The sequence below is a fragment of the Comamonas sp. CAH-2 genome (assembly GCF_009668305.1).
Lineage (GTDB): Bacteria > Pseudomonadota > Gammaproteobacteria > Burkholderiales > Burkholderiaceae_C > Comamonas > Comamonas aquatica.
The window spans coordinates 167,069-193,201 of sequence record NZ_VSWF01000002.1 but is presented as its reverse complement, the minus strand read 5'-3'; the positions used below and the strand labels follow the sequence as shown (position 1 = coordinate 193,201).

The 26,133-nt window shown below is 64.2% G+C and carries 25 protein-coding genes; 21 read left to right on the top strand and 4 right to left on the bottom strand.

Annotation, left to right across the window (positions count from 1 at the left end; translation table 11 throughout):
- Positions 1 to 2: 2 nt before the first annotated feature.
- The 3 genes from FYM52_RS03025 to FYM52_RS03015 all read left to right on the top strand — a co-directional run bounded on the left by FYM52_RS03025 (position 3) and on the right by FYM52_RS03015 (position 3,307).
- A complete protein-coding gene (locus FYM52_RS03025) occupies positions 3 to 1,121 on the top strand; it encodes an ABC transporter permease (protein ID WP_154163040.1) in 1,119 nt (372 codons plus the stop codon).
- The gene (locus FYM52_RS03020; RefSeq protein ID WP_154163039.1) at positions 1,118 to 2,734 is read left to right on the top strand and encodes an ABC transporter ATP-binding protein; all 1,617 of its coding nucleotides are present in this window, start codon (positions 1,118 to 1,120) and stop codon (positions 2,732 to 2,734) included. The genes FYM52_RS03025 and FYM52_RS03020 overlap by 4 nt, the downstream gene beginning before the upstream one ends.
- 141 nt (positions 2,735 to 2,875) lie before the next feature.
- On the top strand, positions 2,876 to 3,307 hold the full coding sequence (locus FYM52_RS03015; RefSeq protein WP_162858918.1) for an RcnB family protein: 432 nt from the start codon (positions 2,876 to 2,878) through the stop codon (positions 3,305 to 3,307).
- A 237-nt stretch (positions 3,308 to 3,544) separates the two neighbouring features.
- Here the strand turns inward: FYM52_RS03015 and FYM52_RS03010 are convergent, their stop codons facing one another.
- The gene (locus FYM52_RS03010) at positions 3,545 to 4,231 is read right to left on the bottom strand and encodes a lipocalin family protein (RefSeq protein WP_154163038.1); all 687 of its coding nucleotides are present in this window, start codon (positions 4,229 to 4,231) and stop codon (positions 3,545 to 3,547) included.
- A 272-nt stretch (positions 4,232 to 4,503) separates the two neighbouring features.
- Here FYM52_RS03010 and FYM52_RS18715 point away from each other — a divergent pair, with 272 nt between their 5' ends.
- From FYM52_RS18715 to FYM52_RS02950, 13 genes are all read left to right on the top strand, one after another.
- Positions 4,504 to 4,671, top strand: a complete 168-nt coding sequence (locus FYM52_RS18715) for a hypothetical protein (RefSeq protein WP_162858917.1) — start codon at positions 4,504 to 4,506, stop codon at positions 4,669 to 4,671.
- 171 nt (positions 4,672 to 4,842) lie between these two features.
- Positions 4,843 to 5,235: a thioredoxin family protein gene (locus tag FYM52_RS03005; protein ID WP_154163037.1), complete on the top strand. Its 393-nt coding sequence runs from the start codon at positions 4,843 to 4,845 to the stop codon at positions 5,233 to 5,235.
- 192 nt (positions 5,236 to 5,427) lie between these two features.
- Entirely contained in the window at positions 5,428 to 6,006 is a 579-nt protein-coding gene (rimP, locus tag FYM52_RS03000) for a ribosome maturation factor RimP (RefSeq protein WP_162524636.1), read from the top strand.
- 81 nt (positions 6,007 to 6,087) lie between these two features.
- Positions 6,088 to 7,575, top strand: coding sequence for a transcription termination factor NusA (gene nusA, locus FYM52_RS02995; RefSeq protein WP_042418326.1), 1,488 nt, complete (start codon positions 6,088 to 6,090; stop codon positions 7,573 to 7,575).
- A 24-nt stretch (positions 7,576 to 7,599) separates the two neighbouring features.
- On the top strand, positions 7,600 to 10,449 hold the full coding sequence (gene infB / locus FYM52_RS02990; protein ID WP_154163036.1) for a translation initiation factor IF-2: 2,850 nt from the start codon (positions 7,600 to 7,602) through the stop codon (positions 10,447 to 10,449).
- 92 nt (positions 10,450 to 10,541) lie between these two features.
- Positions 10,542 to 10,925 carry a 30S ribosome-binding factor RbfA gene (rbfA, locus tag FYM52_RS02985; RefSeq protein WP_042418332.1) on the top strand — a complete coding sequence of 128 codons (384 nt, stop codon included), beginning with the start codon at positions 10,542 to 10,544 and terminating at the stop codon, positions 10,923 to 10,925.
- 2 nt (positions 10,926 to 10,927) lie between these two features.
- Positions 10,928 to 11,893, top strand: a complete 966-nt coding sequence (truB, locus tag FYM52_RS02980; RefSeq protein WP_154163035.1) for a tRNA pseudouridine(55) synthase TruB — start codon at positions 10,928 to 10,930, stop codon at positions 11,891 to 11,893.
- A 24-nt stretch (positions 11,894 to 11,917) separates the two neighbouring features.
- A complete protein-coding gene (gene typA / locus FYM52_RS02975; RefSeq protein WP_043387112.1) occupies positions 11,918 to 13,744 on the top strand; it encodes a translational GTPase TypA in 1,827 nt (608 codons plus the stop codon).
- A gap of 177 nt (positions 13,745 to 13,921) precedes the next feature.
- The gene (locus FYM52_RS02970; RefSeq protein ID WP_154163034.1) at positions 13,922 to 14,935 is read left to right on the top strand and encodes a tripartite tricarboxylate transporter substrate binding protein; all 1,014 of its coding nucleotides are present in this window, start codon (positions 13,922 to 13,924) and stop codon (positions 14,933 to 14,935) included.
- A 48-nt stretch (positions 14,936 to 14,983) separates the two neighbouring features.
- Positions 14,984 to 15,649, top strand: coding sequence for a response regulator (locus tag FYM52_RS02965; RefSeq protein WP_154163033.1), 666 nt, complete (start codon positions 14,984 to 14,986; stop codon positions 15,647 to 15,649).
- Positions 15,630 to 17,105, top strand: a complete 1,476-nt coding sequence (locus tag FYM52_RS02960; RefSeq protein ID WP_154163032.1) for a sensor histidine kinase — start codon at positions 15,630 to 15,632, stop codon at positions 17,103 to 17,105. Before FYM52_RS02965 ends, FYM52_RS02960 begins: the two co-directional genes overlap by 20 nt.
- Before the next feature lie 16 nt (positions 17,106 to 17,121).
- Complete coding sequence (locus FYM52_RS02955; RefSeq protein WP_154163031.1) at positions 17,122 to 18,177, top strand: tripartite tricarboxylate transporter substrate binding protein; 1,056 nt, start codon at positions 17,122 to 17,124, stop codon at positions 18,175 to 18,177.
- 102 nt (positions 18,178 to 18,279) lie between these two features.
- Positions 18,280 to 19,377 carry an enoyl-CoA hydratase/isomerase family protein gene (locus FYM52_RS02950; RefSeq protein WP_154163030.1) on the top strand — a complete coding sequence of 366 codons (1,098 nt, stop codon included), beginning with the start codon at positions 18,280 to 18,282 and terminating at the stop codon, positions 19,375 to 19,377.
- 244 nt (positions 19,378 to 19,621) lie between these two features.
- Here the strand turns inward: FYM52_RS02950 and FYM52_RS02945 are convergent, their stop codons facing one another.
- Together FYM52_RS02945 and smpB are read right to left on the bottom strand one after the other, a co-directional pair.
- Positions 19,622 to 21,235 (bottom strand): methyl-accepting chemotaxis protein, encoded by a 1,614-nt coding sequence (locus tag FYM52_RS02945; RefSeq protein ID WP_154163029.1) that lies wholly within the window; start codon positions 21,233 to 21,235, stop codon positions 19,622 to 19,624.
- 325 nt (positions 21,236 to 21,560) lie between these two features.
- Positions 21,561 to 22,034 (bottom strand): SsrA-binding protein SmpB, encoded by a 474-nt coding sequence (smpB, locus tag FYM52_RS02940; protein WP_042418352.1) that lies wholly within the window; start codon positions 22,032 to 22,034, stop codon positions 21,561 to 21,563.
- A gap of 151 nt (positions 22,035 to 22,185) precedes the next feature.
- Here smpB and FYM52_RS02935 point away from each other — a divergent pair, with 151 nt between their 5' ends.
- The gene (locus FYM52_RS02935; protein WP_042418355.1) at positions 22,186 to 22,626 is read left to right on the top strand and encodes a type II toxin-antitoxin system RatA family toxin; all 441 of its coding nucleotides are present in this window, start codon (positions 22,186 to 22,188) and stop codon (positions 22,624 to 22,626) included.
- Positions 22,619 to 22,948, top strand: coding sequence for an RnfH family protein (locus FYM52_RS02930; protein ID WP_154163028.1), 330 nt, complete (start codon positions 22,619 to 22,621; stop codon positions 22,946 to 22,948). The genes FYM52_RS02935 and FYM52_RS02930 overlap by 8 nt, the downstream gene beginning before the upstream one ends.
- A 123-nt stretch (positions 22,949 to 23,071) precedes the next feature.
- Here the strand turns inward: FYM52_RS02930 and FYM52_RS02925 are convergent, their stop codons facing one another.
- Positions 23,072 to 23,632, bottom strand: coding sequence for a DUF4124 domain-containing protein (locus FYM52_RS02925; protein ID WP_154163027.1), 561 nt, complete (start codon positions 23,630 to 23,632; stop codon positions 23,072 to 23,074).
- Positions 23,633 to 23,728: 96 nt separating this feature from the next.
- Between FYM52_RS02925 and guaB the strand changes: the two genes are divergently transcribed.
- The 3 genes from guaB (at position 23,729) to FYM52_RS02910 (ending at position 26,104) form a co-directional block, all read left to right on the top strand.
- Positions 23,729 to 25,204, top strand: coding sequence for an IMP dehydrogenase (gene guaB, locus FYM52_RS02920; protein ID WP_043386395.1), 1,476 nt, complete (start codon positions 23,729 to 23,731; stop codon positions 25,202 to 25,204).
- A gap of 208 nt (positions 25,205 to 25,412) precedes the next feature.
- Positions 25,413 to 25,673, top strand: a complete 261-nt coding sequence (locus FYM52_RS02915) for a type II toxin-antitoxin system Phd/YefM family antitoxin (protein WP_043386393.1) — start codon at positions 25,413 to 25,415, stop codon at positions 25,671 to 25,673.
- Entirely contained in the window at positions 25,670 to 26,104 is a 435-nt protein-coding gene (locus FYM52_RS02910) for a type II toxin-antitoxin system VapC family toxin (RefSeq protein ID WP_154163026.1), read from the top strand. The genes FYM52_RS02915 and FYM52_RS02910 overlap by 4 nt, the downstream gene beginning before the upstream one ends.
- Positions 26,105 to 26,133 lie beyond the last annotated feature (29 nt).

Below are 26,133 nucleotides of genomic sequence, written 5' to 3'. Positions count from 1 at the left end.
ATATGGCTCCAGCGCCCACCCAGTCTGCGCAAGCAGCTACTTCTTTGCAAGCGCCAGCATTGCTGCCGGCCGCTCCGGTGTCGCCCAGCCGGCGCGCCTGGCAGCGCTTCAAGCGCAACCCGTTGGGCTTTTACAGCCTGGTGATCTTTGGCGTGCTGCTACTGCTGAGCCTGTGCGCCGAGCTGGTCAGCAACGACAAGCCGCTGCTGGTGCGCTATGAGGGGCAGACCTATGTCCCCCTGCTCAAGGACTATCCCGAGACGGTGTTCGGCGGCGACTTCGAGACGCCCACCGACTACCTGGACCCCTTCATCCAGCAGCAACTGCGCACCGGCAGCAACTGGGCGCTGTTTCCCCCCAACCGCTATGGCGCGGGCACGATCAACTACTTTGCCGAAGCCCCCAACCCCGCGCCGCCCTCGGCCGCCAACTGGCTGGGCACGGACGACCGCGGGCGCGACCTGCTGGCGCAACTGATCTACGGCTTTCGCGTCAGCGTGCTGTTTGCGCTGGCGCTGACGGCCGTGGGCGTGGTGCTGGGCGTGGTGACCGGGGCCATCCAGGGCTTTTTCGGCGGCAAGACCGACCTGGCTTTCCAGCGCTTCATCGAGATCTGGGGTTCCATGCCCGAGCTGTACCTGCTCATCATTTTCAGCGCCGTGCTGGCGCCCAGCATCAGCCTGCTGCTCATCCTTTTGAGTCTGTTTGGATGGATGGGGCTGTCGGACTATGTGCGCGCCGAATTCCTGCGCAACCGCCAACTCGACTACGTCAAGGCCGCACGCGCCCTGGGCGTGCCCAACGGGCAGATCATCTGGCGCCACATCCTGCCCAACAGCCTGACGCCGGTGGTCACCTTCCTGCCGTTCCGCATGAGCGCGGCCATCCTGGCGCTGACCTCGCTGGACTTCCTGGGCCTGGGCGTGCCGCCGGGCACCCCCAGCCTGGGCGAGCTGCTGAGCCAGGGCAAGAACAGCATCGACGCGTGGTGGATCTCGCTGGGCACCTTTGCCGTGCTGGTCACCACCTTGCTGCTGCTGACCTTCATGGGCGATGCGCTGCGCGATGCGCTGGACCCGCGCAAGGCCCAGGTTAGCGACGCGAAAGGGGGCGCGCGATGATGGATGCCATCCAGACCCCGGGGCCCCTGCTGTCGGTGCACGACCTGTCGGTGCGCTTTGGCCACAAACAGGTGGTGCAGGGCGTGAGCTTCGAGGTGCAGGCGGGCGAAAAGCTGGCCCTGGTGGGCGAGTCCGGCTCGGGCAAGACCATCACGGCGCTCAGTTTGCTGCGCCTGGCCGGTGATGCACAGATCAGCGGCCAGGCCTTGCTGAAAGGGCGTGACCTGCTCACATTGCCGGAGCGCCAGATGCGCGCCGTGCGCGGCAGCGACGTGGCCATGATCTTCCAGGAGCCGATGACGGCGCTCAACCCGCTGATGCCCGTGGGCGCGCAGGTGGCCGAGGTGCTGCAGCTCAAGCAGGGGCTGAGCCAGGCCCAGGCCTGGGCGCAGTCCTTGGAGCTGCTGGCCACCACCGGCATCCCAGATCCGCAGCGCCGCGCCCAGGCCTATCCGCACCAGCTCAGCGGCGGCCAGCGCCAGCGCGCCATGATCGCCATGGCCCTGGCCTCGCAGCCCAAGCTGCTGCTGGCAGACGAGCCCACCACGGCGCTGGACGTGACGCTGCGCACGCAGATCCTGGAGCTGCTGGGCGAGCTGCAGCGCCAGACCGGGATGGCGATCGTGCTGATCACGCACGACCTGCACCTGGTGCGCCGCTTTGCCGACCGCGCCGCCGTCATGGAGCAGGGCATGCTGGTGGAGCAGGGCCCGGTGGCGCAGCTGTTTGAGCACCCACAGCACCCCTACACCCACAAGCTGCTGCACAGCCAGCCGGTGCGCGAGGTGCAGCTGCCCCATCCGGATGCCAAGCCGGTGGTGCAGGCCACAGGCCTGCGCGTGGCCTACCCGGTGGCGCTGCCCGGCATCCGCGGCTGGTTCCGCAAAGGTGAGTTTGTAGCCGTGCAGGGCGCCGATGTCTGCTTGCGCGAGGGGCAGACCCTGGGCGTGGTGGGTGAATCCGGCTCGGGCAAGTCCACGCTGGCGCAGGCCATCCTGGGCCTGCTGCCCAGCCAGGGGGCGTTGCAGATCACGGGCCACAGCTGGCAGCAGACGGCCATGCGCAACACCGCGGCCAACCAGGCGCTGCGCCGCCAGGTGCAGGTGGTGTTCCAGGACCCGTTTTCCTCGCTGTCGCCGCGCATGACGGTGGAAGAGATCGTCGGCGAGGGCCTGCGCGTGCATGCTCCGGACATCAGCGAAGCCGGGCGGCGCGAGCAGGTGCTGTCCGTGCTGCTGAGCGTGGGCTTGAGCGAACAGCAGTTCCCCGGCCTGTTGCAGCGCTACCCGCACGAGTTTTCCGGCGGCCAGCGCCAACGCCTGGCCGTGGCGCGCGCGCTGATCCTGCGGCCCAAGGTGCTGGTGCTGGACGAGCCGACCAGCGCGCTCGACGTGACCATCCAGAAACAGGTGCTGGGCCTGCTGCAGCGCCTGCAGCGTGAGCTGGGCCTGAGCTATGTGCTCATCACCCACGACATGGACGTGATCCGCGCCATGGCGCACGAGGTGATGGTCATGCACAGTGGCGAGGTGGTCGAGGCTGGCCCGGTCGACGAGGTGCTGCTGCGCCCGCAGCACCCCTACACCCGCCAGCTGGTGCAGGCCACCTTGTAGGCGCGCTCCTGCACGCTGCCCAGCAATTGGCGGAGGTGCCGTGTCGGCGGCGGGCGCCTGGGTTTGTGCCCGCTGGCTGGCAGGCGGCGGGCTTGGCATGCCTAGGATGGCGGCATGCATGTTCACAAAGAAAGGCAGTTTATGCAGATCCCGAAAGCAAGCGTGTGGGCCATGGCCCTGGTGATGGGCCTGGGCAGTGTGGCCGCGGTGGCGCAGCCACGCCACGGCCAAGGCCCCGACGGGCCCCAGCAGAGGCATGGGCACGGTGGCAAGGGCTCGGGGCCCAAGCACCAGCAGGGGCCGCGCATGCAGGCGCAGCCTGGCCACCCCGGCCATCCCCACGGCATGCCGCCCGGGCAGGCCAAGCGCATGGGTGCCGGGCCCAACCACCAATGGGTCAAGGGCAGCCGCGTGCCGGTGCAGTACCGCACCTCGCACTACGTGGTGACCGACTGGCGCGGGCATGGTCTGCGCCAGCCACCACGCGGCTACCACTGGATGCAGTACGGCGGGGACTACCTGCTGGTGGCCATCGGCTCGGGGGTGATCCTGCAAATGATCCTGAACGACTGAGCCTCGCCACGGCCATGGACGGGTAGGCGTAGTCGATGGCTGGAGGGCTGCGAGCCAGCGTTTGCAGAGCACATGCCTGTCGTCAGCCATAAAAAAAACGGTGCTAGGCACCGTTTTTTTTATGGTTGGCAGCGTGGCGCGCTTCTAAGTTTCAGAGCATCCGGCGCGCGCCCATCAAGTATTTTGCGCAGATAAATCTCTGAATTCCTGATTTAGCATGCGCCATGCGCTCATTTTTTAGGAATAGCTGCCCGTGGGGTTGACGCCATCCTGGTGCACCCACACCAGTTTTTGCGTATCCACGCCCAGGCGCTCGGCCTGGCGCACCAGGCGGCCTTCCACCCCGTCGGGCAAGGTCGGGGTGCGCGACAGGATCCAGCAATGTTCCAGGCTGGAGCCGATCACCATCGCCCACTGGTAGCTTTCGCCCAGGGCCACGACGTTGTAGCCCCCATAGAACGGGCCGAAGAACGTCACCTTCAGTGCGGCCACATCGGGGGCAATCGTGGGCTTGGCCTTGCCGTGTGCCACCTTCCATTCGCCGCGCCGGGCATCGAAGCCGCGGTTGATGACCTGCACGCTGCCATCCGGGCGGCGGCTGTATTCGGCCTGGGTGCGCTGCAGGCCTTTTTCGAAACTGTGCTCGATGCGGGCCAGCTCGTACCATTTGCCCAGGTAGCGGTCCAGGTCGAACCCATCGACCGGGTGCACGCCCTCGGGAATGCGGGGATTGCGTGCGGCATAGATGGCGCCGCCGGCCAGGGCAGCCAGACCGATCGCGCACCACACGGCGGTGCTGGTCTTGGCAGGCAGGTGGCTGGACAAGGCCTGCTGGCGTTGCTCCAGCACGGTCTTCAGGTGCTGCACGGCATGGTGCAGTGTATCAGGGTGGTCGGTCTTGCGAGAGCGGTCGAAGAAGGACATAGGCAAAAATCCTGTAGCAAAAGACACGAACGCAGGGCCAGGGCCTTGCGCTGGATGCACTGAGTATTTGTAGCAGAAGGAGGGCCTGGTTGTAGGTCGCGCACGTGAATGTGTGTCCTGATGGCCCGGGGATGTGGTATTCGTGCTTAAAAAATCAGCAAATTCCAGGGTTTGCATCACCGCGGGACAAATTTTTGGGCCTTGCTGCCACGCAACATGGCAGTGTGTGGAAAAATGCAGGGTTTACTCAAACCTCAACTGGAGAGATTGCCATGGGCAACAAGATCGTTACCGAAGCTGATCGCAAGCGCACACCCCGTCCCGTTGCTCCCAACGGCGTGACTCTGCTGGCCCAAGGCCGTGGCCAGCGCCTGAGCCTGGAGCGTGGTTCGCACACGCGCAGCAAAAAGAACCCTGGCAAGCGCGCCCACTCGGGTTGATTGCTGCTGCAGCTCGGGCTGGAATCCGCCCGAGCCTGCCTTCCGAAGCCCCAGGCCCTGCTTGGGGCTTTGTTGTTTGGGGTGTGTGGCCAGGGTCCCAGGCGGGGCAACCGCTACGATGTGCGCTGGTGAATCCAGTAAAACTGCCGGGTGCAGTGGGAGTGAGTCGGTATGAGCAGTGACAAGCCGGTCGAGGTGGCGCAGTCGGTGGCCGCGCCCAGTGCGCAGGCGTGGAGTGTGGTGTGTTTGTGCGCGGCGTGGTGCGGGGTCTGCCGCCAGTACGAGGTCGAGTTTCGTGCGCTGCAGCAGCAGTTCCCGCAGGTGCGCTTCGTGTGGCTGGATGTGGAGGATGGGGAGGAGTTGGTTGGTGACCTCGACGTCGAAACCTTCCCCACACTGTTGATCGCACACCTGGATCGCCCCATGTTTCTGGGGCCGCTGCTGCCGCAAATCAAGGTGCTGGAGCGCATGCTGGCCTCGCTGCAAGAGGCGCAGGCCGCTTCGCCAGGGCTGCCTGCCGAGGCGGCAGCGCTGTGGCGCCGCATTGCGGCGCAGCTGGCTTGAATCCTCTTGGTATTTGCAACGCTTGACATTGCGAATCAATGCTTTGCGGCTACAATACGGCATTCACGACCAAACGGGCGGGTATTCACCGCCCTTTTTTTTTGGTCGCTTGCATTTGGAGCTCGAAGCCGCCGGCAAGCAATTGCAGGATGGTTATCGGGTTTTTTGTACTTCCGGGATTGAACTGAACACGTGGCACTACAGCAAATTGTTGAACAAACCGTGACGGGTCTGGGCTATGACCTGGTGGAGATCGAGCGGTCCGCAGGCGGGCTGCTGCGCATCACCATCGACCTGCCTTGGCAGGCGCCAGCAGAGGATGCTGAGCCTGTGCCCGAGGCCTTTGTGACCGTGGAAGACTGCGAGAAGGTCACGCGCCAACTGCAATTTGCGCTGGAAGTGGATGGTGTTGACTACAACCGCCTGGAAGTGTCTTCTCCCGGCATTGATCGCCCTTTGCGCCATGAAATGGACTTTGTCCGATTCGTCGGTGCCGAAATCGACATTACCCTAAAGGAAGCGATTGGTGCGGCCGGCGGTGGTGTGGTGAATGCCAATCGCAAGAAATTTCGGGGCACGCTGGAGCGTGCGGAAGCCGGTGGCTGGCAGATCGTGTGGAGCGACGAGCCTCCACGCAAGCCCGGACAAAAGGTGAGCAAAAAGCGTGAGCCCGCGCCCCTGCAGGCCATGGGTTTCACGCTGGGTGAATTGCGCGAGGCGCGCCTGGCCCCCGTGGTGAACTTCAAGGGGCGTGGCGCCAAGCCCGCGTGACAGGCAAGTCAGTTAGCTAACAAGGTGAAGGTGCCTGTCCGGTGCCACCGCTTGAAAGATTGAAATTAGGAGAGTCATCGCATGAACCGCGAACTGTTGATGTTGGTTGAAGCCATTTCGCGCGAGAAGAACGTAGAACGCGATGTGGTGTTTGGCGCAGTGGAGCTGGCCTTGGCGCAAGCGACCAAGAAGCTGTACGAAGGCGAAGTGGACATCCGCGTGGCGATCGACCGCGAAAGCGGTGAATACGACACCTTCCGCCGCTGGGTGGTGGTGCCGGACGATGCCGGCCTGCAAAATCCCGAAGCCGAGGAAATGCTGATGGATGCCGAAGAGCGCGTGCCCGGCATCCAGGTGGGTGAGTTCATCGAAGAACAGATCGAATCTCTGCCCATCGGCCGCATTGGTGCGATGACCGCCAAGCAGGTGATCCTGCAGAAGATCCGCGATGCCGAGCGCGAAATGCTGCTCAATGAATTCATGGCTCGCGGCGAGAAGATTTTCACCGGCACCGTCAAGCGCATGGACAAGGGCGACATCATCGTCGAATCCGGTCGTGTAGAAGGCCGCCTGCGTCGCAGCGAGATGATCCCCAAGGAAAACCTGCGCAACGGCGACCGCGTGCGCGCCATGATCATGGAAGTGGACCTGACCCTGCGTGGCGCACCCATCGTGCTGTCGCGCTCGGCGCCCGAGTTCATGATCGAGCTGTTCCGCAACGAAGTGCCAGAAATCGAGCAAGGTCTACTGGAAATCAAGAGCTGCGCACGCGATCCCGGCAGCCGTGCCAAGATTGCGGTCATTTCGCACGACAAGCGCGTCGACCCCATCGGTACCTGCGTGGGCGTGCGTGGTACCCGCGTGAACGCTGTGACGACCGAACTGGCCGGTGAGCGTGTGGACATCGTGCTGTGGTCGGAAGACCCCGCGCAGTTCGTGATCGGTGCGCTGGCACCCGCGAATGTCTCTTCTATCGTTGTGGATGAAGAGAAGCATGCGATGGATGTGGTGGTGGATGAGGAGAATCTCGCCATCGCCATCGGCCGTGGTGGTCAGAACGTGCGCCTGGCTTCCGAGCTGACCGGCTGGAAGATCAACATCATGGACGCGGCGGAGTCGGCGCAGAAGCACGCGGAAGAAACCGATTCCGCACGCAAGCTGTTCATGGAAAAGCTGGACGTGGACGAAGAGCTGGCTTCCATCCTGGTGGAAGAGGGCTTCAGCAGCCTGGAAGAAGTGGCCTATGTGCCGCTGTCCGAGATGCTGGAAATCGAGGCTTTCGATGAGGAAACCGTGACCGAGTTGCGTGCCCGTGCCAAGGATGCGCTGCTGACCATGGAAATTGCTCAGGAAGAAAGCGTCAGCGAGGTCTCCCAGGACCTGCGTGAGTTGGAGGGTCTGACACCTGAGCTGGTGGCCAAGCTGGCCGCTGGTGGCGTGCAGACACGTGATGATTTGGCCGATTTGGCCATCGATGAACTGACCGAATTGACTGGTCAAACCGCTGACGAGGCCAAGGCCTTGATCATGAAGGCGCGTGAACACTGGTTCACGGACGGTCAGGAATAAGGGTCAGGGAGGATCGAACGGAGTATGTCTTTGAACACTGTTGCAGAGTTCGCCAGCGAACTGAAAAAATCCCCTGAGACCCTGTTGGAACAACTGAAGGCCGCCGGAGTGGCCAAGAGTTCCAGCACTGACGCCTTGACCGATACGGACAAGCAGATGCTGCTGTCGTACCTGAAGGCCAGCCATGGCTCCGAGGCCGATGGCAAGAAGAAGATCACGCTGACCAAGAAGTCCACCAGCGAGATCAAGCAGGCCGATGCCACTGGCAAGGCCCGCACCATCCAGGTGGAAGTGCGCAAGAAGCGCACCTTCATCAAGCGCGACGACACCCCCGAGGTGGCTGCGGAAGCAGCCGCCCGCTCTGCACAAGCTGCGCAAGTCACCCAGGACCTGGTTCGCCGGGAAGAGGAAGTGCGCAAGCAGGCAGAGATGATCAATCAACAGGAACAGGAATTGGCCAAAGAACGCCAAGAACGCGAAGAGCGCGAAGAGCGCGAACGCAAGGAACGCGAAGCTGAAGAGCGTGCGCGCGCCTATGCCGAAGCTGAGGCTGCCAAGCAGCGTCAAGCCAAGGAAGCCCAAAAGGAAGCCGCTGCAGGCAACGCAGCGTTTGCAGAGGCCCGTGCCAAGGCGCAAGCCGATGCCCGTGCCAAGGCCGACGAAGAGTCGCGCCAGCGCCAGGCTGAAGAAGCGGCACGTGCCAAGGACCTGGAAGACCGTCGCCGCAAGGCGCTGGCTGAGGCCGAAGCTATCCGCGCCATGATGGCAGCCCCCAAGAAGGTGCTGGTGGCCAAGAAGCCTGAAGAGCCCAAGAAGGCAGCCCCTGTGGCCGATGCCAAGAAGGCCGCGCCGTCCAAGGATGCCAAGCCCGCAGTGGCGGGTGCCGCCAAGGACAAGGATGCGGCAGGTGCAGCGCGCGGTGGCAAGGACAAGGAAGTCAAGTCGTCGAAGCTGTCTTCGAGCTGGAGCAACGATGCGCCCGGCAAGAAGAAGGAAATCAAGACCCGTGGCGACAGCTCCGGTGGTGTGGGTGGCCGCTCCAACTGGCGCGGTGGTCCCAAGGGTGGTCGTCGTGGTGATCGCAACGACCAGCAGCAACAGCAACAGCAAGAATTCCGCGCACTGGAAATTTCCGTGCCCGAGACCATCACCGTGGCCGAATTGGCCCACAAGATGGCCGTGAAGGCGTCCGAGCTGATCAAGGTGCTGATGAAGATGGGCCAGATGGTCACCATCAACCAGCCGCTGGACCAGGACACCGCCATGATCGTGGTGGAAGAAATGGGCCACACCGCGAAGATCGCCGCGCTGGATTCTCCAGAAGCCTTCAGCGAAGAGGACACCTCCAAGTACACCGGTGAGTTGCTGCCACGCGCCCCTGTGGTGACCGTGATGGGCCACGTGGACCACGGCAAGACCTCGCTGCTGGACTACATCCGTCGCTCCAAGGTGGCGTCGGGCGAAGCCGGTGGTATCACCCAGCACATCGGTGCCTACCACGTGGAAACACCCCGCGGCATCGTGACCTTCCTGGACACTCCCGGCCACGAGGCGTTCACCGCCATGCGTGCCCGCGGTGCACAGTCCACCGACATCGTGATTCTGGTGTGCGCGGCCGACGACGGCGTGATGCCCCAGACCAAGGAAGCCATCAAGCACGCCAAGGCGGCGGGTGTTCCCATCGTGGTGGCGATCACCAAGGCCGACAAGCCTGAAGCCAACCCTGAGAAGGTCAAGCAGGAGCTGGTGGTGGAAGAGGTGCTGCCCGAAGAGTACGGCGGTGATTCGCCCTTCGTGGCCGTGTCGTCCAAGACCGGCATGGGCATCGACGAGCTGCTGGAGCAGGTGCTGCTGCAGGCCGAAGTGCTGGAACTGCGCGCCCCTGTGGACGCTTCCGCCAAGGGCCTGGTCATCGAAGCTCAGCTGGACAAGGGCCGCGGCTCCGTGGCCACCGTGCTGGTGCAGTCGGGTACGCTGAATGTCGGGGATGTGGTGCTGGCCGGTCAGACCTATGGCCGCGTGCGAGCCATGCTGGACGAAAACGGCAAGAACACCAAGTCGGCCGGTCCTTCCATTCCCGTGGAAATCCAGGGCCTGTCCGACGTGCCTCTGGCCGGCGACGACTTCATGGTCATGGCTGACGAGCGCCGTGCCCGCGAAATCGCCACCTACCGTGCCGGTAAGTTCCGCAACACCAAGCTGGCCAAGCAGCAAGCCGCCAAGCTGGAGAACATGTTCTCCGACATGACCGCAGGCAACGTGCAGACCCTGCCGCTGATCATCAAGGCCGACGTGCAAGGCTCGCAGGAAGCGCTGGCGACCTCGCTGCTCAAGCTGTCGACCGACGAAGTCAAGGTGCAGATCGTCTACTCCGGCGTGGGTGGTATCTCCGAATCCGACGTCAACCTGGCGCTGGCTTCCAAGGCCATCATCATCGGCTTCAACGTGCGTGCCGACGCCCAGGCCCGCAAGACGGCCGAAGGCAATGACGTGGATCTGCGCTACTACAACATCATCTACGACGCCGTGGATGAGGTGAAGTCCGCCATGTCCGGCATGCTGGCCCCCGAGAAGCGCGAAGAGATCATCGGTATGGCCGAGATCCGCACCGTGTTCGTGGCCTCCAAGATCGGTACCGTGGCCGGTTCGTACATCACCCAGGGTCACGTCACCCGCAGCGCGAACTTCCGCCTGCTGCGCGACAACGTGGTCATCTACACGGGCGAAATCGAATCGCTGCGCCGTCTGAAGGACGATGTCAAGGAAGTCAAGGAAGGCTTCGAGTGCGGTATCAAGCTGCGCAACTACAACGACATCCGCGAAGGCGACGTGCTGGAAGTGTTCGAAATCAAGGAAATCGCGCGTACGCTATAAACCATAGCTGCCAGCGCTGATGAATAAAGGGTTTGAAGGTCGAAAGGCTTTCAAACCCTTATCTGACTAGCGCTACAAGCTCATAATTTTTAATGGCACCCAAACGTAAATCTGCTGCACCCAATCGCAGCTTCAAAGTTTCCGACCAGATCCAGCGTGATCTGGCGGAGCTGATCGCGCGCGAGTTGAAGGACCCGCGCGTGGGCATGGTCACCCTGCAAGGCGTGGAAGTCACGCCCGACTATGCGCACGCCAAGGTGTACTTCAGCCTGCTGATCGGTGATCCGGATGAGACGCAGGCTGCGCTCAATCAGGCCGCAGGCTTTCTGCGCAACGGCTTGTTCAAGCGCCTGCACATCCACACCGTGCCCACCTTGCATTTCATCTACGACCGCACGACCGAGCGGGCCGCCGACATGAATGCCTTGATTGCCAAGGCTGTGGCGTCACGCGGACCGGAAGACGAGGTCCAGTAAGCATGACTGCCACTCGCACACGGGTGCAGCGGCGCCCTGTGCACGGGGTGGTGCTGCTCGACAAACCGCTGGGCCTTTCCAGCAACGACGCTTTGCAGAAGGTGAAGTGGTTGTTGCGTGCCGAAAAGGCCGGCCACACTGGAACTTTGGACCCCCTGGCCACCGGCGTGCTGCCGCTGTGCTTCGGGGCGGCCACCAAATTCAGCCAGCTGCAGCTGGACGCGCCCAAGACCTATATCGCCATCGCCCGCCTGGGTCAGACCACGACCACGGCCGATGCCGAGGGCGAGGTGCTGCGTGAGCGTGCCGTGGACCTGCCCGCCATCACCCCCGAGGTGCTGGCCCAGGTGCGCACGCGCTTCACCGGGCCCATTCAGCAAGTGCCGCCCATGTACAGCGCACTGAAGAAGGATGGCAAGGCGCTGTATGAATATGCGCGCGCCGGCATTGAAATCGAACGTCCTGCACGCGACGTGACCATTCATGCACTGGACATCGTTTTGTGCAAGGATGCCGACGGTCGGGATGCGTTGCAACTGACCGTGACCTGCAGCAAAGGCACATACATTCGTACGCTGGCAGAGGACGTGGGCGAGGCGCTGGGTTGCGGCGCTCACCTGCGTTCGCTGCGTCGTACCGATACGGGCGGCATTGGTGTCGATCGTTGCATCACTTTGGATGCCTTGATCGCCATGCCCGAAGCAGAGCGCATGCACGTGGTGCAGCCGGCAGATTGCCTGCTGCATGCCCACACCCGCATCACGCTCGATGCGCGCGAAAGCGGCCGGTTTCTGACCGGGCTGCGTCGCCGTGGTGATTGGCCCGATGCCGAGGCCGTAGCCATTTACGGAGATGAACCGCGCGCCTTGCTGGGTGTGGGGCACATCACAAGTGGGGAGCTGATACCCGATCGCCTGCTCAGCCCCCTAGAAATTCAACAAATTTTGGAAGGCACGCCGCGCGCATAAGTGCCGTGGCAATTTGGAAACCCTATGAGCAAAGAAATCCGCAACATCGCCATCATTGCGCACGTTGACCATGGCAAGACCACCATGGTGGACCAGCTGCTGCGCCAGTCCGGTACTTTCGCCGAGCACGAAAAAGTCGTCGACACCGTGATGGACAACCACGCCATCGAACGTGAGCGCGGCATCACCATCCTGGCCAAGAACTGTGCCGTGTCCTGGAAGGACACCCACATCAACATCCTCGACACACCCGGCCACGCGGACTTCGGTGGTGAAGTGGAACGTGCCCTGTCCATGGTGGACGGTGTGGTGCTGCTGATCGACGCGCAGGAAGGCCCCATGCCCCAGACGCGCTTCGTGACCAAGAAGGCCCTGGCCCTGGGCCTGCGCCCCATCGTCGTGGTGAACAAGGTGGACAAGCCCGGTGCCAACCCCGACAAGGTGATCAACGCTGCGTTCGACCTGTTCGACAAGCTGGGTGCCACCGACGAGCAGTTGGACTTCCCCGTGGTGTATGCCTCGGGCATCAACGGCTGGTCCTCCAAGGTCGAGGGTGAGCCCGGCGCCAAGTGGGGCGAGGATATGTCCGCCCTGTTCGACACCATCCTGGAGCACGTGCCTTCCGTGAAGGGTGACGCTGCGGCGCCTTTGCAGCTGCAGATCTCGGCGCTGGACTACTCCACGTTCGTGGGCCGTATCGGCGTGGGCCGCATCACCCAGGGCACGATCAAGCCCGGTCAGCAAGTGACCGTGATGGCGGGCCCTGAAGGCAAGCCCTACACCGGCAAGATCAACCAGGTGCACACCTTCCAGGGTCTGGACCGCGTGCAGGCGTCCGAAGCCGGTCCTTCCGAGATCGTTCTGATCAGCGGTATCGAAAACATCGGTATCGGCGAAACCGTGACCGACACGGCCAATCCCCAGCCTCTGCCGATGCTGAAGATTGACGAGCCCACGCTGACCATGAACTTCTGCGTGAACACCTCGCCCCTGGCCGGTCGTGAAGGCAAGTTCGTGACCAGCCGCCAGATCTGGGACCGCCTGCAAAAGGAACTGCGCTCCAACGTGGCCCTGCGCGTCAAGGAAACCGACGAAGACGGTATCTTTGAAGTGTCTGGCCGTGGCGAACTGCACCTGACCATCCTGCTGGAAGAAATGCGCCGCGAAGGCTACGAGCTGGCCGTGTCCAAGCCCCGCGTGGTGATGCAGATGATCAACGGCGAAAAGCACGAGCCCATCGAGCTGGTGACAGCCGACATCGAAGAAGGCCACCAAGGCGGCGTGATGCAAGCCCTGGGCGAGCGCAAGGGCGAGCTGGTGAACATGGAGCCCGATGGCCGCGGTCGTGTGCGTCTGGAATACCGCATTCCTGCGCGTGGCCTGATCGGTTTCACCAACGAATTCCTGAACCTGACCCGTGGTTCTGGCCTGATTGCCAACATCTTCGACAGCTATGAACCCCACAAGGGCGACATCGGTGGCCGCAAGAACGGCGTGCTGATTTCCATGGACGACGGTGAAATCTTCACCTACGCCCTGGGCAAGCTGGACGACCGTGGCCGCATGTTCGTCAAAGCCGGCGACCCCGTGTACGAAGGCATGATCATCGGCATCCACAGCCGCGACAACGACCTGGTGGTGAACGCCACGCGTACCAAGCAGCTGACCAACTTCCGCGTGTCCGGCAAGGAAGATGCGATCAAGATCACGCCCCCCATCGAGCTGTCGCTGGAATACGGTGTGGAATTCATCGAAGACGACGAGCTGCTGGAAATCACCCCCACCAGCTTGCGCGTGCGCAAGCGCCACCTGAAGGAACACGACCGCAAGCGCGCCAGCCGTGAATCCTGATCTGGGGCCTGAACAGGCCGCAGCATCGTTACGGTAACGGAACGACACTCCCAACGCCATGCAACCGCATGGCGTTGTGCTTTGTGGGGGCAATGCGGGGGGGCGGGGACTGACAGCTTCCAGACAGCACGGCATCGGCAAGATGGAACTCCTATAAGCATATTTGGAGACAACGCCATGCAGCCTTCGAGCATTTCCCCTTTGCATACCTTTTCCCAGCAACGTCGCGACTGCCTGCGCGCCGGTGGTGCTTTGGCCTTGGGCGGCTTGCTGCCTGGCGTCCATGCCGAAGAGGCGTGGCCCAGCCGCTCGGTGCGTTTTGTGGTGCCGTTTGCGCCCGGCGGAAGCTCGGAAATCGTGGCCCGGTCCACGGCGGTGGAGCTGACCAAGACCCTGGGTCAGAGCGTGTTCGTGGACAACAAGCCCGGCGCGGCAGGCAACATCGCGATGTCGGAAGTGGCGCGCAGCACTGACGAGCACACCCTGATCCTGGGGCATATTGGCACTTTGGCGGTGAATCCCTACATCTTTCCCAAGCTGCCCTACGACCTGGCCAAGGACTTCAAGCCGGTCAGCTTGTTGGCGAAGGTGCCCAGCCTGTACGTGGTGCACCCGGACTTGCCGGTGAAGAACCTCAAGGAGTTCATCGCATACGCCAAGGCCCGCCCCGGCAACCTCAGCTATGGCTCGGCAGGGAATGGCAGTGCGGGGCATCTGGCGTTTGAATACCTCAAGATGACGGCCGAAATCTTCATGCTGCACGTGCCCTATCGCGGCACCGGCCCGATGGTGAACGACCTGCTGTCCGGGCGTGTGCCGGCTTCGGCCATCGGCGCGGCAGCCGTCATTCCCTTCATCAAGGCGGGCAAGCTGCGCTGCATTGCCACGGGCTCGGTCCAACGCCTGCCCCAGTTGCCCGACGTACCAACGGTGGCCGAGCAAGGGTTCCCGGGCTTCGAAATGACGCAGTGGTACGGGATGATGGCGCCGTCCAATCTGAGCGATGCACAGATCGCCAAACTGTCGGCGGAAACCATGAAGGCGGTGAAGGCGCCGGAGGCACTCAAGCGCTTGACGGGCGATGCCGCCGAGGCGATTGGCGGAACGCCAGAGCAGTTTACGCAGTTCATCGCCAGCGAACAGGTGCGCTGGAAGAAGGTGATCGCGCGCGCCGCCATTCAGCCGAGCTGATGTGGCCAGTCGCGTGCGCGGAGCCACCAGGCATTAGCATTGCCATCTATGCGAATCCTGCTGGTTGAAGATGAACAAGCCCTGGGCACCTGGCTGAGCAAGGCGCTGGAGCATGCGGGGATCCAGGTCGACTGGCTGGACAACGGCCTGCTGGCCGATCGCGCCCTGCAGCACGGCGATTACGACGCCTTGGTGCTGGACCTGGGGCTGCCCAGCATGGATGGCCGCATGGTGCTGCAGCGCCTGCGGGCGCGTGACCAGCGGCTGCCCACATTGATCCTGACGGCACAGGATGCGCTGGACATCCGGGTGGCCGCGCTGCATGCGGGGGCGGATGACTTCCTGCTCAAACCCTTCGCCCTGGCGGAACTGGAGGCGCGGTTGCACGCCTTGGTACGCCGTGCCCGGGGCAGCGAGCATGCGCGCCATGCCTGCGGCCCCCTGATCTACGACAGTGGCCGCAAGCAGTTCCAGCTGGCCGGGCAGGTGCTGAGTTTGTCGCCCCGCGAGCTGAGCGTGCTGCGGGTGCTGATCCTGCGCAGCGGTGAGCCACTGTCCAAGGCGCAGATTCTGGAGCGCGTGTTTTCCGACGACGAGGATGTGCACCCGGAAGCGGTCGAGGTCTTCATCTACCGGCTGCGCAAGCGCCTGGACGGCAAGGGCGTGCGCATCGTCACGCTGCGGGGACTGGGCTATGTGCTGGAAGCGGATTAAGCGCGGGGCACAGTCCACCGGAGGCCGTTGGCTGCAGCGCTGGTGGCGGCGCAGCACCTTGTGGCAGCGCCTGGCGCTGTGGCTGTTGCCAGCCTTGCTGCTGGTGATGAGCCTGGAGCTGTGGATGACGCGCCAGGATGCCTTGGCGGCGGCCAATGCGGCCTATGACCGCTCCTTGCTGGGGGCGCTCAAGTCCATCGATGCCAACATCTCCACGGCCTCGGGCGGGCTGTCGGTGGAGCTGCCATACCGCATGTTCGAGTTCTTTGAGCTGACGGCCAGTGGCCAGGTGTTTTTTCGTGTGGCGACATCGGACGGCCTGGTGGAACTGGGCAGCGCCGACCTGCCCGAACCCGCGCAACCGCCCGATTTGGCAACCCCCGTGTTCTATGACGCCGTGTACTTTGGCGAACCCTTGCGGGTTGCCGCCTACCGCCGCGCCTTGGGAGGCGTGCAGGACGCGCCCAGCCAGGCCAGCGTGTTGCTGCAGATTGGCGAAAGCACGCGCTCGCGCCAGGAGTTCAGCGACCGTTTCGTGCGCGGCGCGATGCGCCACGATGCCCTGGTCTTGCTGCTGCTGCTGAGTGGTTCGGCCGTGGTGCTGATGGTGGCCTTGCGGCCATTGGCCCGCCTGGCGCGCGAGGTGCAGTCGCGCTCGGCGAATGACCTGACACACATCGATGATGGCGACCTGCCCGCCGATGTGCGGCCCCTGGTAGCAGCGGTCAATCAGCAGATGCGGCGCAGCCAGGAGCTGATCGCCGTGCAGCGCGAATTTCTCGACGATGCATCGCACCAGCTGCGCACCCACCTGACCACCTTGCAGATGCAGGTGGATTATGCGCGCCGCACGGACGATGCAGGGCAGGTGCGCACGGCGCTGGACGCGCTGGCCAACGAGATCGGCCGGGCCACGCGCAGCGCCCAGCAGCTGCTGGCCTTGGGGCGCAGCGATACGGCGGCGGTGGCGATGGTGCCCGTGGATCTGCAGGCGCTGCTGCGGGCCGTGGCCCTGCAGTGGTTGCCGCAGGCACGGGCCAAACGCATCGACCTGGGCTTGCAGCCGTCGGCAGCACCCGCGCTGGTGGCGGTGGGCGATCCCGGCTTGCTGCACGAGGCCCTGTCGAATTTGGTGGCCAACGCGATTGCGTACACCCCGGTGCAGGGCAGCATCACCTTGTCTGCGGCCGCCGATGCCCATGACTGGTCTCTGCAGGTGGAGGACAGCGGACCAGGTCTGACGGAGGCCGAACGCGCGGCGCTGGGGCAGCGTTTCCGGCGCGGCGCGAATGCCGGGCAGGGCGGTTTTGGCCTGGGCTTGTCGATCGTGCGCACAATCGCCCAGCGCCACGGCGGCCACCTGCTGCTGGCGGCCCGCAGCACAGGCCCAGGGCTGCATGCCATGATCGTGTGGCCACGCATCACCGCCGCTGCCGATACAGTCGCTGCACCTTGACGTCCTCCGCTTGCCCATGCCGAAACAACCTCTTTCGATTGACCGCCTGTCCCGCCGTCGCGTGCTGCGTGGTTGGGCGCTGCTGCCATGGGCCGGCAGTTGGGTGGCGGCGCCAGGCTTGGCACAGGCGCAGAGCGCCGCAGCGGTCGACCCCAGTCTGCTGGCTGCCGACTGCGTGATCCCGGCGCGTGCGGGTGGCGGCTTCGCCTTGACCTGCGCGTTAGCGCGCGATGCCTTGCAGGCCGTGCGCCCGCAGCGGCCGCCGTTGGGGCAGCGTTACCTGCCCGGGGGCATTGGTGCCGTGGCGTTTGACCGGGTGGCGTCGGGCCAGTTGGGCGGTAGCCACACGCTGGTGGCGTTTTCCAGTGGCTCCTTGCTGAACCTGGCCCAGGGGCGTTTTGGCCCGCATGCGCCGACGGCGGTGCACTGGCTGGTCACGCTGGGCACGGACTATGGCGTGGTGGCTGTGCACCGGGATGCGCCGTGGAAAACATTGCAGGAGTTGTTGACGACACTGCGCCACGATGTGTCGCGCGTGGTGTTTGGCGCTGGCGGCACCGTGGGCAGCCAGGACTGGGTCAAGACCGCCTTGCTGGTGCGGGCAGCGGTCCGGGACCACAAGGCCATGCGTTTCGTGGCCTTTGAAGGCGGGGGCGAGGCCTTGGAGGCCTTGCAAGGCAAGCATGTGCAAGTCTGCTGCGGGGATGCGGCCGAGGTGCACCAGCGCATCAGGGGCGGGGCCCCCATCCGTTTGCTGGCGGTGTTTGCCCCCCAGCGGTTGCCGGGTGACTGGGCGGCGGTGCCGACGGCCCGTGAGCAGGGTGTGGAGCTGGTGTGGCCCACGGTGCGGGGCCTGTACCTGAGTGCGAATGTGTCTGCCGAGGTGGCGCAGGCCTGGACGCGGGCCTTCCAGGAGGCCGTGACCGCGCCCGGCTATGCGCGACTGCAGGCGCGCCATGGGCTGTTCCCGCTGGAACTGACGGGTAAGCCCTTGCAGAACCACGTGGAAAACCAGCTGCAGTCCTTTCGACAGCTGGCCGAGGAACTGGGGCTGCGGCGCTGGGCGCGCTGAAGGCGCGGCATGGGCCCTGGTGCGTCGGAGACGTGCAGCCCCTGGGCGCTGGGGCACAATGCGGGCCACTGATTCCCCCTGAACAAGAACCAAGGAGACACAATGCGCGAGGTTGAGCAACATATCGTCAGTGAAGTGCACGGGCAGGTCGGCTTCATCACCCTGAACCGCCCCAAGGCCATCAACGCCCTGTCCCTGGGCATGGTGCGTGACCTGTTGGCCCAGTTGCTGGCCTGGAAGGACGATCCCGCCGTGCTGGCCGTGGCCATCCGCGGCAGCCACAAGGAAGGCGTGTTCGGCCACTTCTGCGCCGGCGGCGACATCCGCTTCCTGCACCAGGCCGGCAGCACGGGCAACCCGCAGCTGGAAGACTTTTTCACCGAGGAATACGCCCTCAACCACCTGATCTTCACCTACCCCAAGCCCTACATCGCCTTCATGGATGGCATCGTCATGGGCGGTGGCATGGGCATCAGCCAGGGCGCCAGCTTGCGCGTGGTGACCGAGAAGACCAAGATGGCCATGCCCGAGACCATCATCGGCCTGTTCCCCGATGTGGGCGGCGGCTACTTCCTGTCGCGTTGCCCCGGTGCCGTGGGCGAGTGGCTGGCGCTGACGGGTGACACCATCGGCGCGGCCGAGGCGATCGCCTTCCAGCTGGCCGATGTCTACCTGCCCGCGAGCGAGCAGGGCGCCGTCTGGGATGCCCTGGCGCAGCAGAACTTTGCCAGCGGTGAGGCCGTGCAGGCCTTTGTGCAGTCCCGCACGCAGGCCCAGGCGCCCGGTGTGGTGCGCAGCACGGCGGACATCGACCGCGTGTTTGGCCTGCCCACGCTGCAGGCCATGATCGACACGCTGGAGGCCGACACCGCCAGCGAGTGGGCACAGGCCACGGCTGCGGCACTGCGCAAGCGTTCGCCCCTGATGCTGTGGGTGGTGCTGGAGCAGATCCGCCGCGCGCGCGGCATGGATGTGGCCACCGACCTGCGGATGGAGCGCGACATGGTGCGCCACTGCTTCTACCTGCGCCCCGGCCAGTCCGAAACCGTGGAAGGCATCCGCGCGCTGGCCGTGGACAAGGACCAGAACCCGCAGTGGAACCCCGCGCGCATCGAGGACGTGCCCGAGGCCCTGTGGCGCGCGTTCTTCGTCAGCCCCTGGCCGGCGCATTCGCACCCGCTGGCCAGCCTGAAGGACTGAGGCGGCCACACCCCGCCGCGCCATGGCCGCAGCGGCCAGGCCCCATGCGGGTGCCGCTGTCCAGTGCTCTAGTGCCCGCGCCTGGCCGGACAGCTGCGGCCAGGAGCGTGGCGTTAAAAAAGCCACGCGGCGTGGCCGGTGGCTGGGGTTATCAATTCCGTGAGCGGTTGGCGCTTGTCTGGCAAGGGTTTCAGGGCTTTTTGCGGCTGAAACCTTGTGCCGGCAAGCGCTGGCCGCTCTTTTTTTATCCAGACAGCAACGCGGGCTCGCGGCTGCGGGGCAGGGTGTGCGCGCGCTGTGCCGTGGGCTGCTGCGACAGCTTGAAGGCCTCGACCACCTGGCGCAGCTGGCTGGCCTGGGCGTGCAGGTGGGCGGCCGCGGCGTTGGATTCTTCGACCAGGGCGGCGTTCTGCTGCGTCATCTGGTCCAGCTGGGCAATCGCCTGGTTGACCTGGGCCGCGCCCTGGCTTTGCTCGTTGGTGGCGGCGTTGACCTCGGCCACGATGTCCTGCACGCGGGTGACGTTGTCCAGGATGGCCTGCATGGCCTGGCTGGCATCGTGCACCTGCGCGGTGCCGGCGCTGACGCTGTGCAGGTTGGTGTCGATCAGCTGGCGGATTTCCTTGGCGGCGGTGGCGCTGCGCTGGGCCAGGGTGCGCACCTCGCCGGCCACCACGGCAAAGCCGCGGCCTTGTTCGCCGGCGCGCGCCGCTTCGACGGCGGCGTTCAGCGCCAGGATGTTGGTCTGGAAGGCGATGCCGTCGATCACGCCGATGATGTCGCCGATCTTGCGGCTGCTGGCGTGGATCTGCTCCATGGTCTGCTGCACGTGCTGGGTCTTGTCATAGCCCTGCTGCGTGGCCAGCGAGGAGTTGCGCGTCAGCGCCTCGGCCTGGCGCGTGGCCTCCGTGCACTGCTGGGCACTGCTGCTGAGCTGCTCGATCGCGCTGGCGCTTTGCTCCAGGTTGGCGGCCGTGGTCTCGGTGCGGCTGCTCAGGTCGTTGCTGCCGCTGGCCACTTCTTCGCTGGCGGTGGAGATGCTTTGCGCCGACTGCAGCACCTGGCCCATGGTGCGGTTCAGGGTGCTGCGCATCTCGTCCAGGCTGCGCAGCAGCTGTCCGGTTTCATCGCTGTGGTAGTGGGTCTGGGGCGTGCCGCTCAGGTCCAGCGCCGCGACCTCGCGCGCGGCCTGCTGGGCCAGGTGCAGGGGGCGGGTGATGCTGCGCGTGACCAGCACGGCAAACAGCAGGCCCAGGGCCAGGGCCGCGCTGGTGAATACGCCCAGCTGCCACATGCTGGCGGTACGCGACTGGCGGCTTTGGGCCGACAGCTGGTCGAACAGCGCACGCTGCGCGTCCGCCAGGTCGGCCACGGATTGCAGGTAGGCCGTCATGGTGGGCTCGAACTGCTGGGTGAAGACGCGGTGCGCCCCCTCGGCATTGCCGGCGGCCTTCAGCGCGGCGATCTCCTTGCGCTGCGCCAGGTAGGCATCGCGCAGCTTGGAGGATTTTTCCAGCAGGGCCAGCTGCGCCGGATCACGCAGGTGGGCGTTGATGATCTTCATCTGTACGGCGGTGTCGGCCGTGGCTTCCTTGGTGGCCTTGTCGAAGTACTGCACCAGGCTGGCATCGTCGCTTTTGGCAATCGCCGCAGCGCGTTGCACCCCGGCGGTGACGTTCATGGACCAGTTCTTGAGGGCGCGCTCGGTCACCAGCACCTCGTCCATCATGTGCGACAGCATGCGGTCCTGCTGCAGGGACTGGTAGATGGCCAGGCCGCTGCTGCTGACGAAGAGCAGCAGGATGCTGCCGAGCACGGCCGCGAGCTTGCGGCCAATCGGCCAGTTGCCATAAGACATGGTGGTTTCCTCGAAATCCGTTGGGTCGCAGGCTGGCTGCGGGTTTTTGTGTATTGACGGTGTGAATGCGCCTTCGAAATTTTAGAGATGAAGTTTTTGTGACAGCGTTGAGATGGTGCAAATGGCACGAATTTGGTGCAGACCGTTGGTGTTCTGCATCACAGGGGGCGGTCATCGTGGGCCGCGCAGGTAGTGCCGCGGCGCAAGGCCCCAACAAAAAGAGAGCTGCCAGCGCTTGCCTTGCCAAGGATTCCCAGTCATTGCGACCTGAAAACCTTGCCAAGACAGCGCTGGCAGCTCTTTTTATTGAAAGTGTGCTGCCGATTCAGCGGTTGCGGCTCTTCATCGCGCGCTCGACCTCGCGCTTGCCTTCGCGGTCCTTGATCACATCGCGCTTGTCGTGCTCGCCCTTGCCCTTGGCCAGGGCCACGTCGCACTTGACCAGGCCGTTCTTCCAGTACAGCTTGGTGGGCACCAGGGTGTAGCCTTTTTGTTCCACCTTGCCGATGAGGCGACGGATTTCGTCCTTCTTCATCAGCAGCTTCTTGATGCGTGCGGCGTCCGGGTTGACGTGGGTGGAGGCGGTCTTCAGCGGCTGGATCTGGCAGCCGATGAGGTACAGCTCGCCTTCCTTGATGATGACGTAGCCCTCGCTGATCTGCGCCTTGCCGCTGCGCAGGGCCTTGACTTCCCAGCCGTGCAGCACGATGCCGGCCTCATGGCGTTCCTCGAAGAAATAGTTGAACGCCGCTTTCTTGTTCTCCGCGATGCGGGATGGTGTTTCTGGTTTTTTTGCCATGGGTCTTTCTGGGCGGGTGACCCGCAGATGCCGGGCTCTACCTACAATGGGCGTTTCTCCCGCTAAGCAGCAATTCTAGTTTCTTCAGCCTCGCGCCACCCGTTTGCCGGTGCAATGCCCCAGGGCATGCGCCACGCAGGCTTTTGCTTTCATGAAAAACGTCAACAAGTCCGTCCTCATTTGGTATAGCCCCGAAGAAATGTTCGCCCTGGTGGCCGACGTGGCGCGCTATCCAGAATTTTTGCCCTGGTGCTCGCACACCCAGGTGCTGGAGCAGGACGAACACAGCATGACGGCCGAGGTGGGCATGTCCATGGGGGCCTTGCGCAAATCCTTCGTGACCCGCAACGTGCACGAAGGCCAGCACAAGATCAGCATGCGCCTGATCAAGGGGCCGTTCTCGCGCCTGGAGGGGCACTGGATGTTCCACCCCGTGGGCGATGGCTCGCAGCGTGCCTGCAAGGTGCAGCTGCAGTTGGACTATGGCTTTGACAGCAACGCGGTGGCGGCCCTGATCGGCCCCATCTTCGACCGGATTGCCAACTCCATGGTCGATGCCTTCATCAAGCGCGCCGAAAAAGTCTATGGCTGAGACCGGCATGCTGGCGGTGCAGGTGGTCTGGGTGGATGCCCAGGCCCAGGTGCAGGAACGCAGCGTGGCGCTGCCGGCCGGCGCCCAGATCCACGATGCCTTGCGCGCCTGCGGGCTGGAGCCCGGCACGCACGCTGCCTGCGGTGTCTGGGGGCGTACCCTGGCGCCGGACCATGGCCTGCAGGACGGCGATCGTGTGGAGCTGTACCAGCCGCTGAAGGTGGACCCCAAGGTGGCGCGCCGCGAGCGCTTTGCCCAGCAGGGTGCCCGGGGGGTCGGCCTGTTTGCCAGCCGCCGGCCCAACAGCAAATCGGGGTATTGACCGCAGAGTCAGGGGGGAGTGTGCTCTAGCGCGCTGCACAGCGCCTGGTCTTGCACAACCTGCGCTTGGCGCTGCTGGCGGCTGGGGTTGGCCTGCCGCCAGGGCAGGCGGCTGCGTGCTCGGTCAGGGGCAGTTGCTTTTGATCGCTTCCTGGGCGCGCTGCAACTCGGCCTGGCGCTGCTGTTCGGTCATGTAGCTGCGCTCGCCTTTTTCATTCGTGTACACCAGGCGCATGCCGGACTGCATGGTGCTGTGGGTGGACTTGGCGCGCTGGCAGTTCTCTTGCCGCGCCTTGGCCACTTCCTGCTCCTTTTTCTTGCGCTCGGCTTCCTCGGCCTTGCGCTGGGCTTCCTCTTTCTTGCTGTCTTCCTGCGCCTTGGCTTCCGCAGCCTTGTGGGCCTCTTGCTCGGCCTTCAGGGCCTGGGCCTTGGCAGCGGCCTCCGCTTCCTTGGGGTCAATGACGGCGCCGGGTGCGGAGCCGTTCTCGGCCGGGTAGATGATGCGCTGGGTGGCTGCCGATGCAGGCCGCGGCTGCTGCAGGATCTGGTGTGGCGCGATGTGCGCTGGCGGCGGTCGGTCGCTGAACACTTTGCGGCCACTTTCATCCACCCATTGCCATTGGGCGAAAGCAGCCTGGGAGCACGCGAGCAGCGTTGTGGCAAGACAGAAGTGCAGGGCGTTCATAGGGCAAGTGTAGCTGCCAGTTGCAAGGTTTCTTGTTGCGTGCGCGGCACGTGCTTGCACGGAGAAAGCTACAATCTTTCTTTTGGAGCCTTCACAATGCGCCTTCTCGGAAAAGCACTGACCTTCGACGACGTCCTGCTCGTTCCCGCCTACTCCGAAGTCCTGCCCAAGGACGTTTCTCTTTCCACCCAGTTCACGCGCAACATCACGCTGAACCTGCCCCTGGTCTCGGCGGCCATGGACACGGTCACCGAAGCGCGTTTGGCGATTGCCATTGCCCAGGAAGGCGGCATTGGCGTGATCCACAAGAACATGACGGCCCAGGAGCAAGCGGCCGAAGTGTCCAAGGTCAAGCGCCATGAATCCGGTGTGGTGCATGACCCCATCGTGATCACCCCCGAGCACACCGTGCTGCAGGTGCTGCAGCTGTCGGAAGAGCGTGGCATCTCCGGTTTCCCCGTGTGCGATGGCGGCAAGGTGATCGGTATCGTGACCAGCCGTGACGTGCGCTTTGAAACCCGTTACGACGTCAAGGTCCGCGAGATCATGACGCCCCGCGAGAAGCTCATCACCGTCAACGAAAAGGACGGCACCACCCCAGCCCAGGCCAAGGTTTTGCTGAACAAGCACAAGCTGGAGCGCCTGCTGGTGGTCAACGATGCGTTCGAGCTCAAGGGCCTGATCACCGTCAAGGACATCAACAAGCAGACCAACTTCCCCAATGCCGCGCGTGACGCGGCCGGTCGCCTGCGTGTGGCGGCTGCGGTGGGCGTGGGCGCTGGCACCGAAGAGCGTGTCGAGCTGCTGGCCAAGGCCGGTGTGGACGCCATCGTGGTGGACACGGCCCACGGCCATTCCAAGGGGGTGATCGACCGCGTGCGCTGGGTCAAGCAGAACTATCCCCAGATCGACGTGATCGGCGGCAACATTGCCACCGGCGCTGCCGCCCTGGCCCTGGTGGAAGCCGGTGCCGACGCGGTCAAGGTGGGTATTGGCCCTGGCTCCATCTGCACCACACGCATCGTGGCCGGTGTGGGGGTGCCCCAGATCATGGCGATCTCCAACGTGGCCGATGCCCTGAAGGGTACAGGCGTGCCGCTGATCGGTGATGGCGGCATCCGCTTCTCCGGCGACATCTCCAAGGCCCTGGCGGCAGGTGCCTCCACCATCATGATGGGCGGCATGTTCGCCGGTACCGAAGAAGCGCCCGGCGAAGTGATCCTGTACCAGGGTCGTTCGTACAAGAGCTACCGCGGCATGGGCTCCATCGGTGCCATGCAGCAGGGCTCGGCCGACCGTTACTTCCAGGAATCGTCCACCGGCAACCCGAATGCCGACAAGCTGGTGCCTGAAGGCATTGAAGGCCGCGTGCCCTACAAGGGCTCGATGGTCTCCATCGTCTACCAGATGGCCGGTGGCGTGCGCGCCTCCATGGGCTACTGCGGTTGCGCCACCATCAAGGAGATGAACGAGAAGGCAGAGTTCGTGGAAATCACGGCCGCCGGCATCCGTGAGTCCCACGTGCACGACGTGCAGATCACCAAGGAAGCGCCCAACTACCGCGCCGACTGATCGTCGATCACCCCCGGTGCCGCTGCGCGGCATCCCCTCAGCGGGATAGTTGTGTCACTGCCAGGCGACGCTTGCTCGCTGCCTGTAGCGAAAGCAGTGCTGGCACGGTGTGGGGTGATTTCAACAGACCAGAACCACATAGTTCTGGTCAGAATGCTAAAATCTGGTCTGAACTTCTGGTTCGGCCAGATTTTTTTATTTCCATCCCATGCAATCCGTCGGTATCTACGAAGCCAAGACCCGTTTCTCTGCCCTGATCGAACTGGTCGAGGCCGGCGAAGAGGTGCGCATCACGCGCCACGGCAAGGAAGTGGTGCGCATGCTGCCGGTGCGCCGCCGGCCGGTGATCACCGACGAGCAGATTGCGCGGGAGTTGGAGCAAATTCAGGCATTGCAGCGCACCATACAAGCGCCAGCAGCTACAGTTTCTGTAGTTGAGCTGCGTCACACCGGCCGGAGCCGCGCATGACCGCCTTTGTGCTGGACACCTCCGTCACCGCCGCCTGGCTGCTGCCCGATCAGGCCAGCCCCCACACCCAGCGCCTGTATGTCCGCATCCGCCGCGACGAGGTGGAGCCGCAGGCCCCCAACCTCTGGCAGTGGGAGTGTGGCAACCTGATCGCATCGGGCGTGCACCAGGGCCGTATTCCGCATGGCTCCGTCGAGGGGCTGTGGGGCGTGCTGGAAGCCATCCGCCACCGTGTGGAGCTGCACGAGCTGGCGCCCGCCCAGCACAAGGCCGTGCTGGACGTGGCGCTGGATACCGGCCTGCCCACCTACGATGCCGCTTACCTGTGGCTGGCGCAGTCGTTGCGACTGCCGCTGGCCACGTTCGATACCGCCCAGATCGCTGCCGCCCGCCAACGCGGAATCGCGCTGTGGGCGGCCGAAGATTTCTGACCCCGAATCCCCTTCCTCTTGCCCTTGGA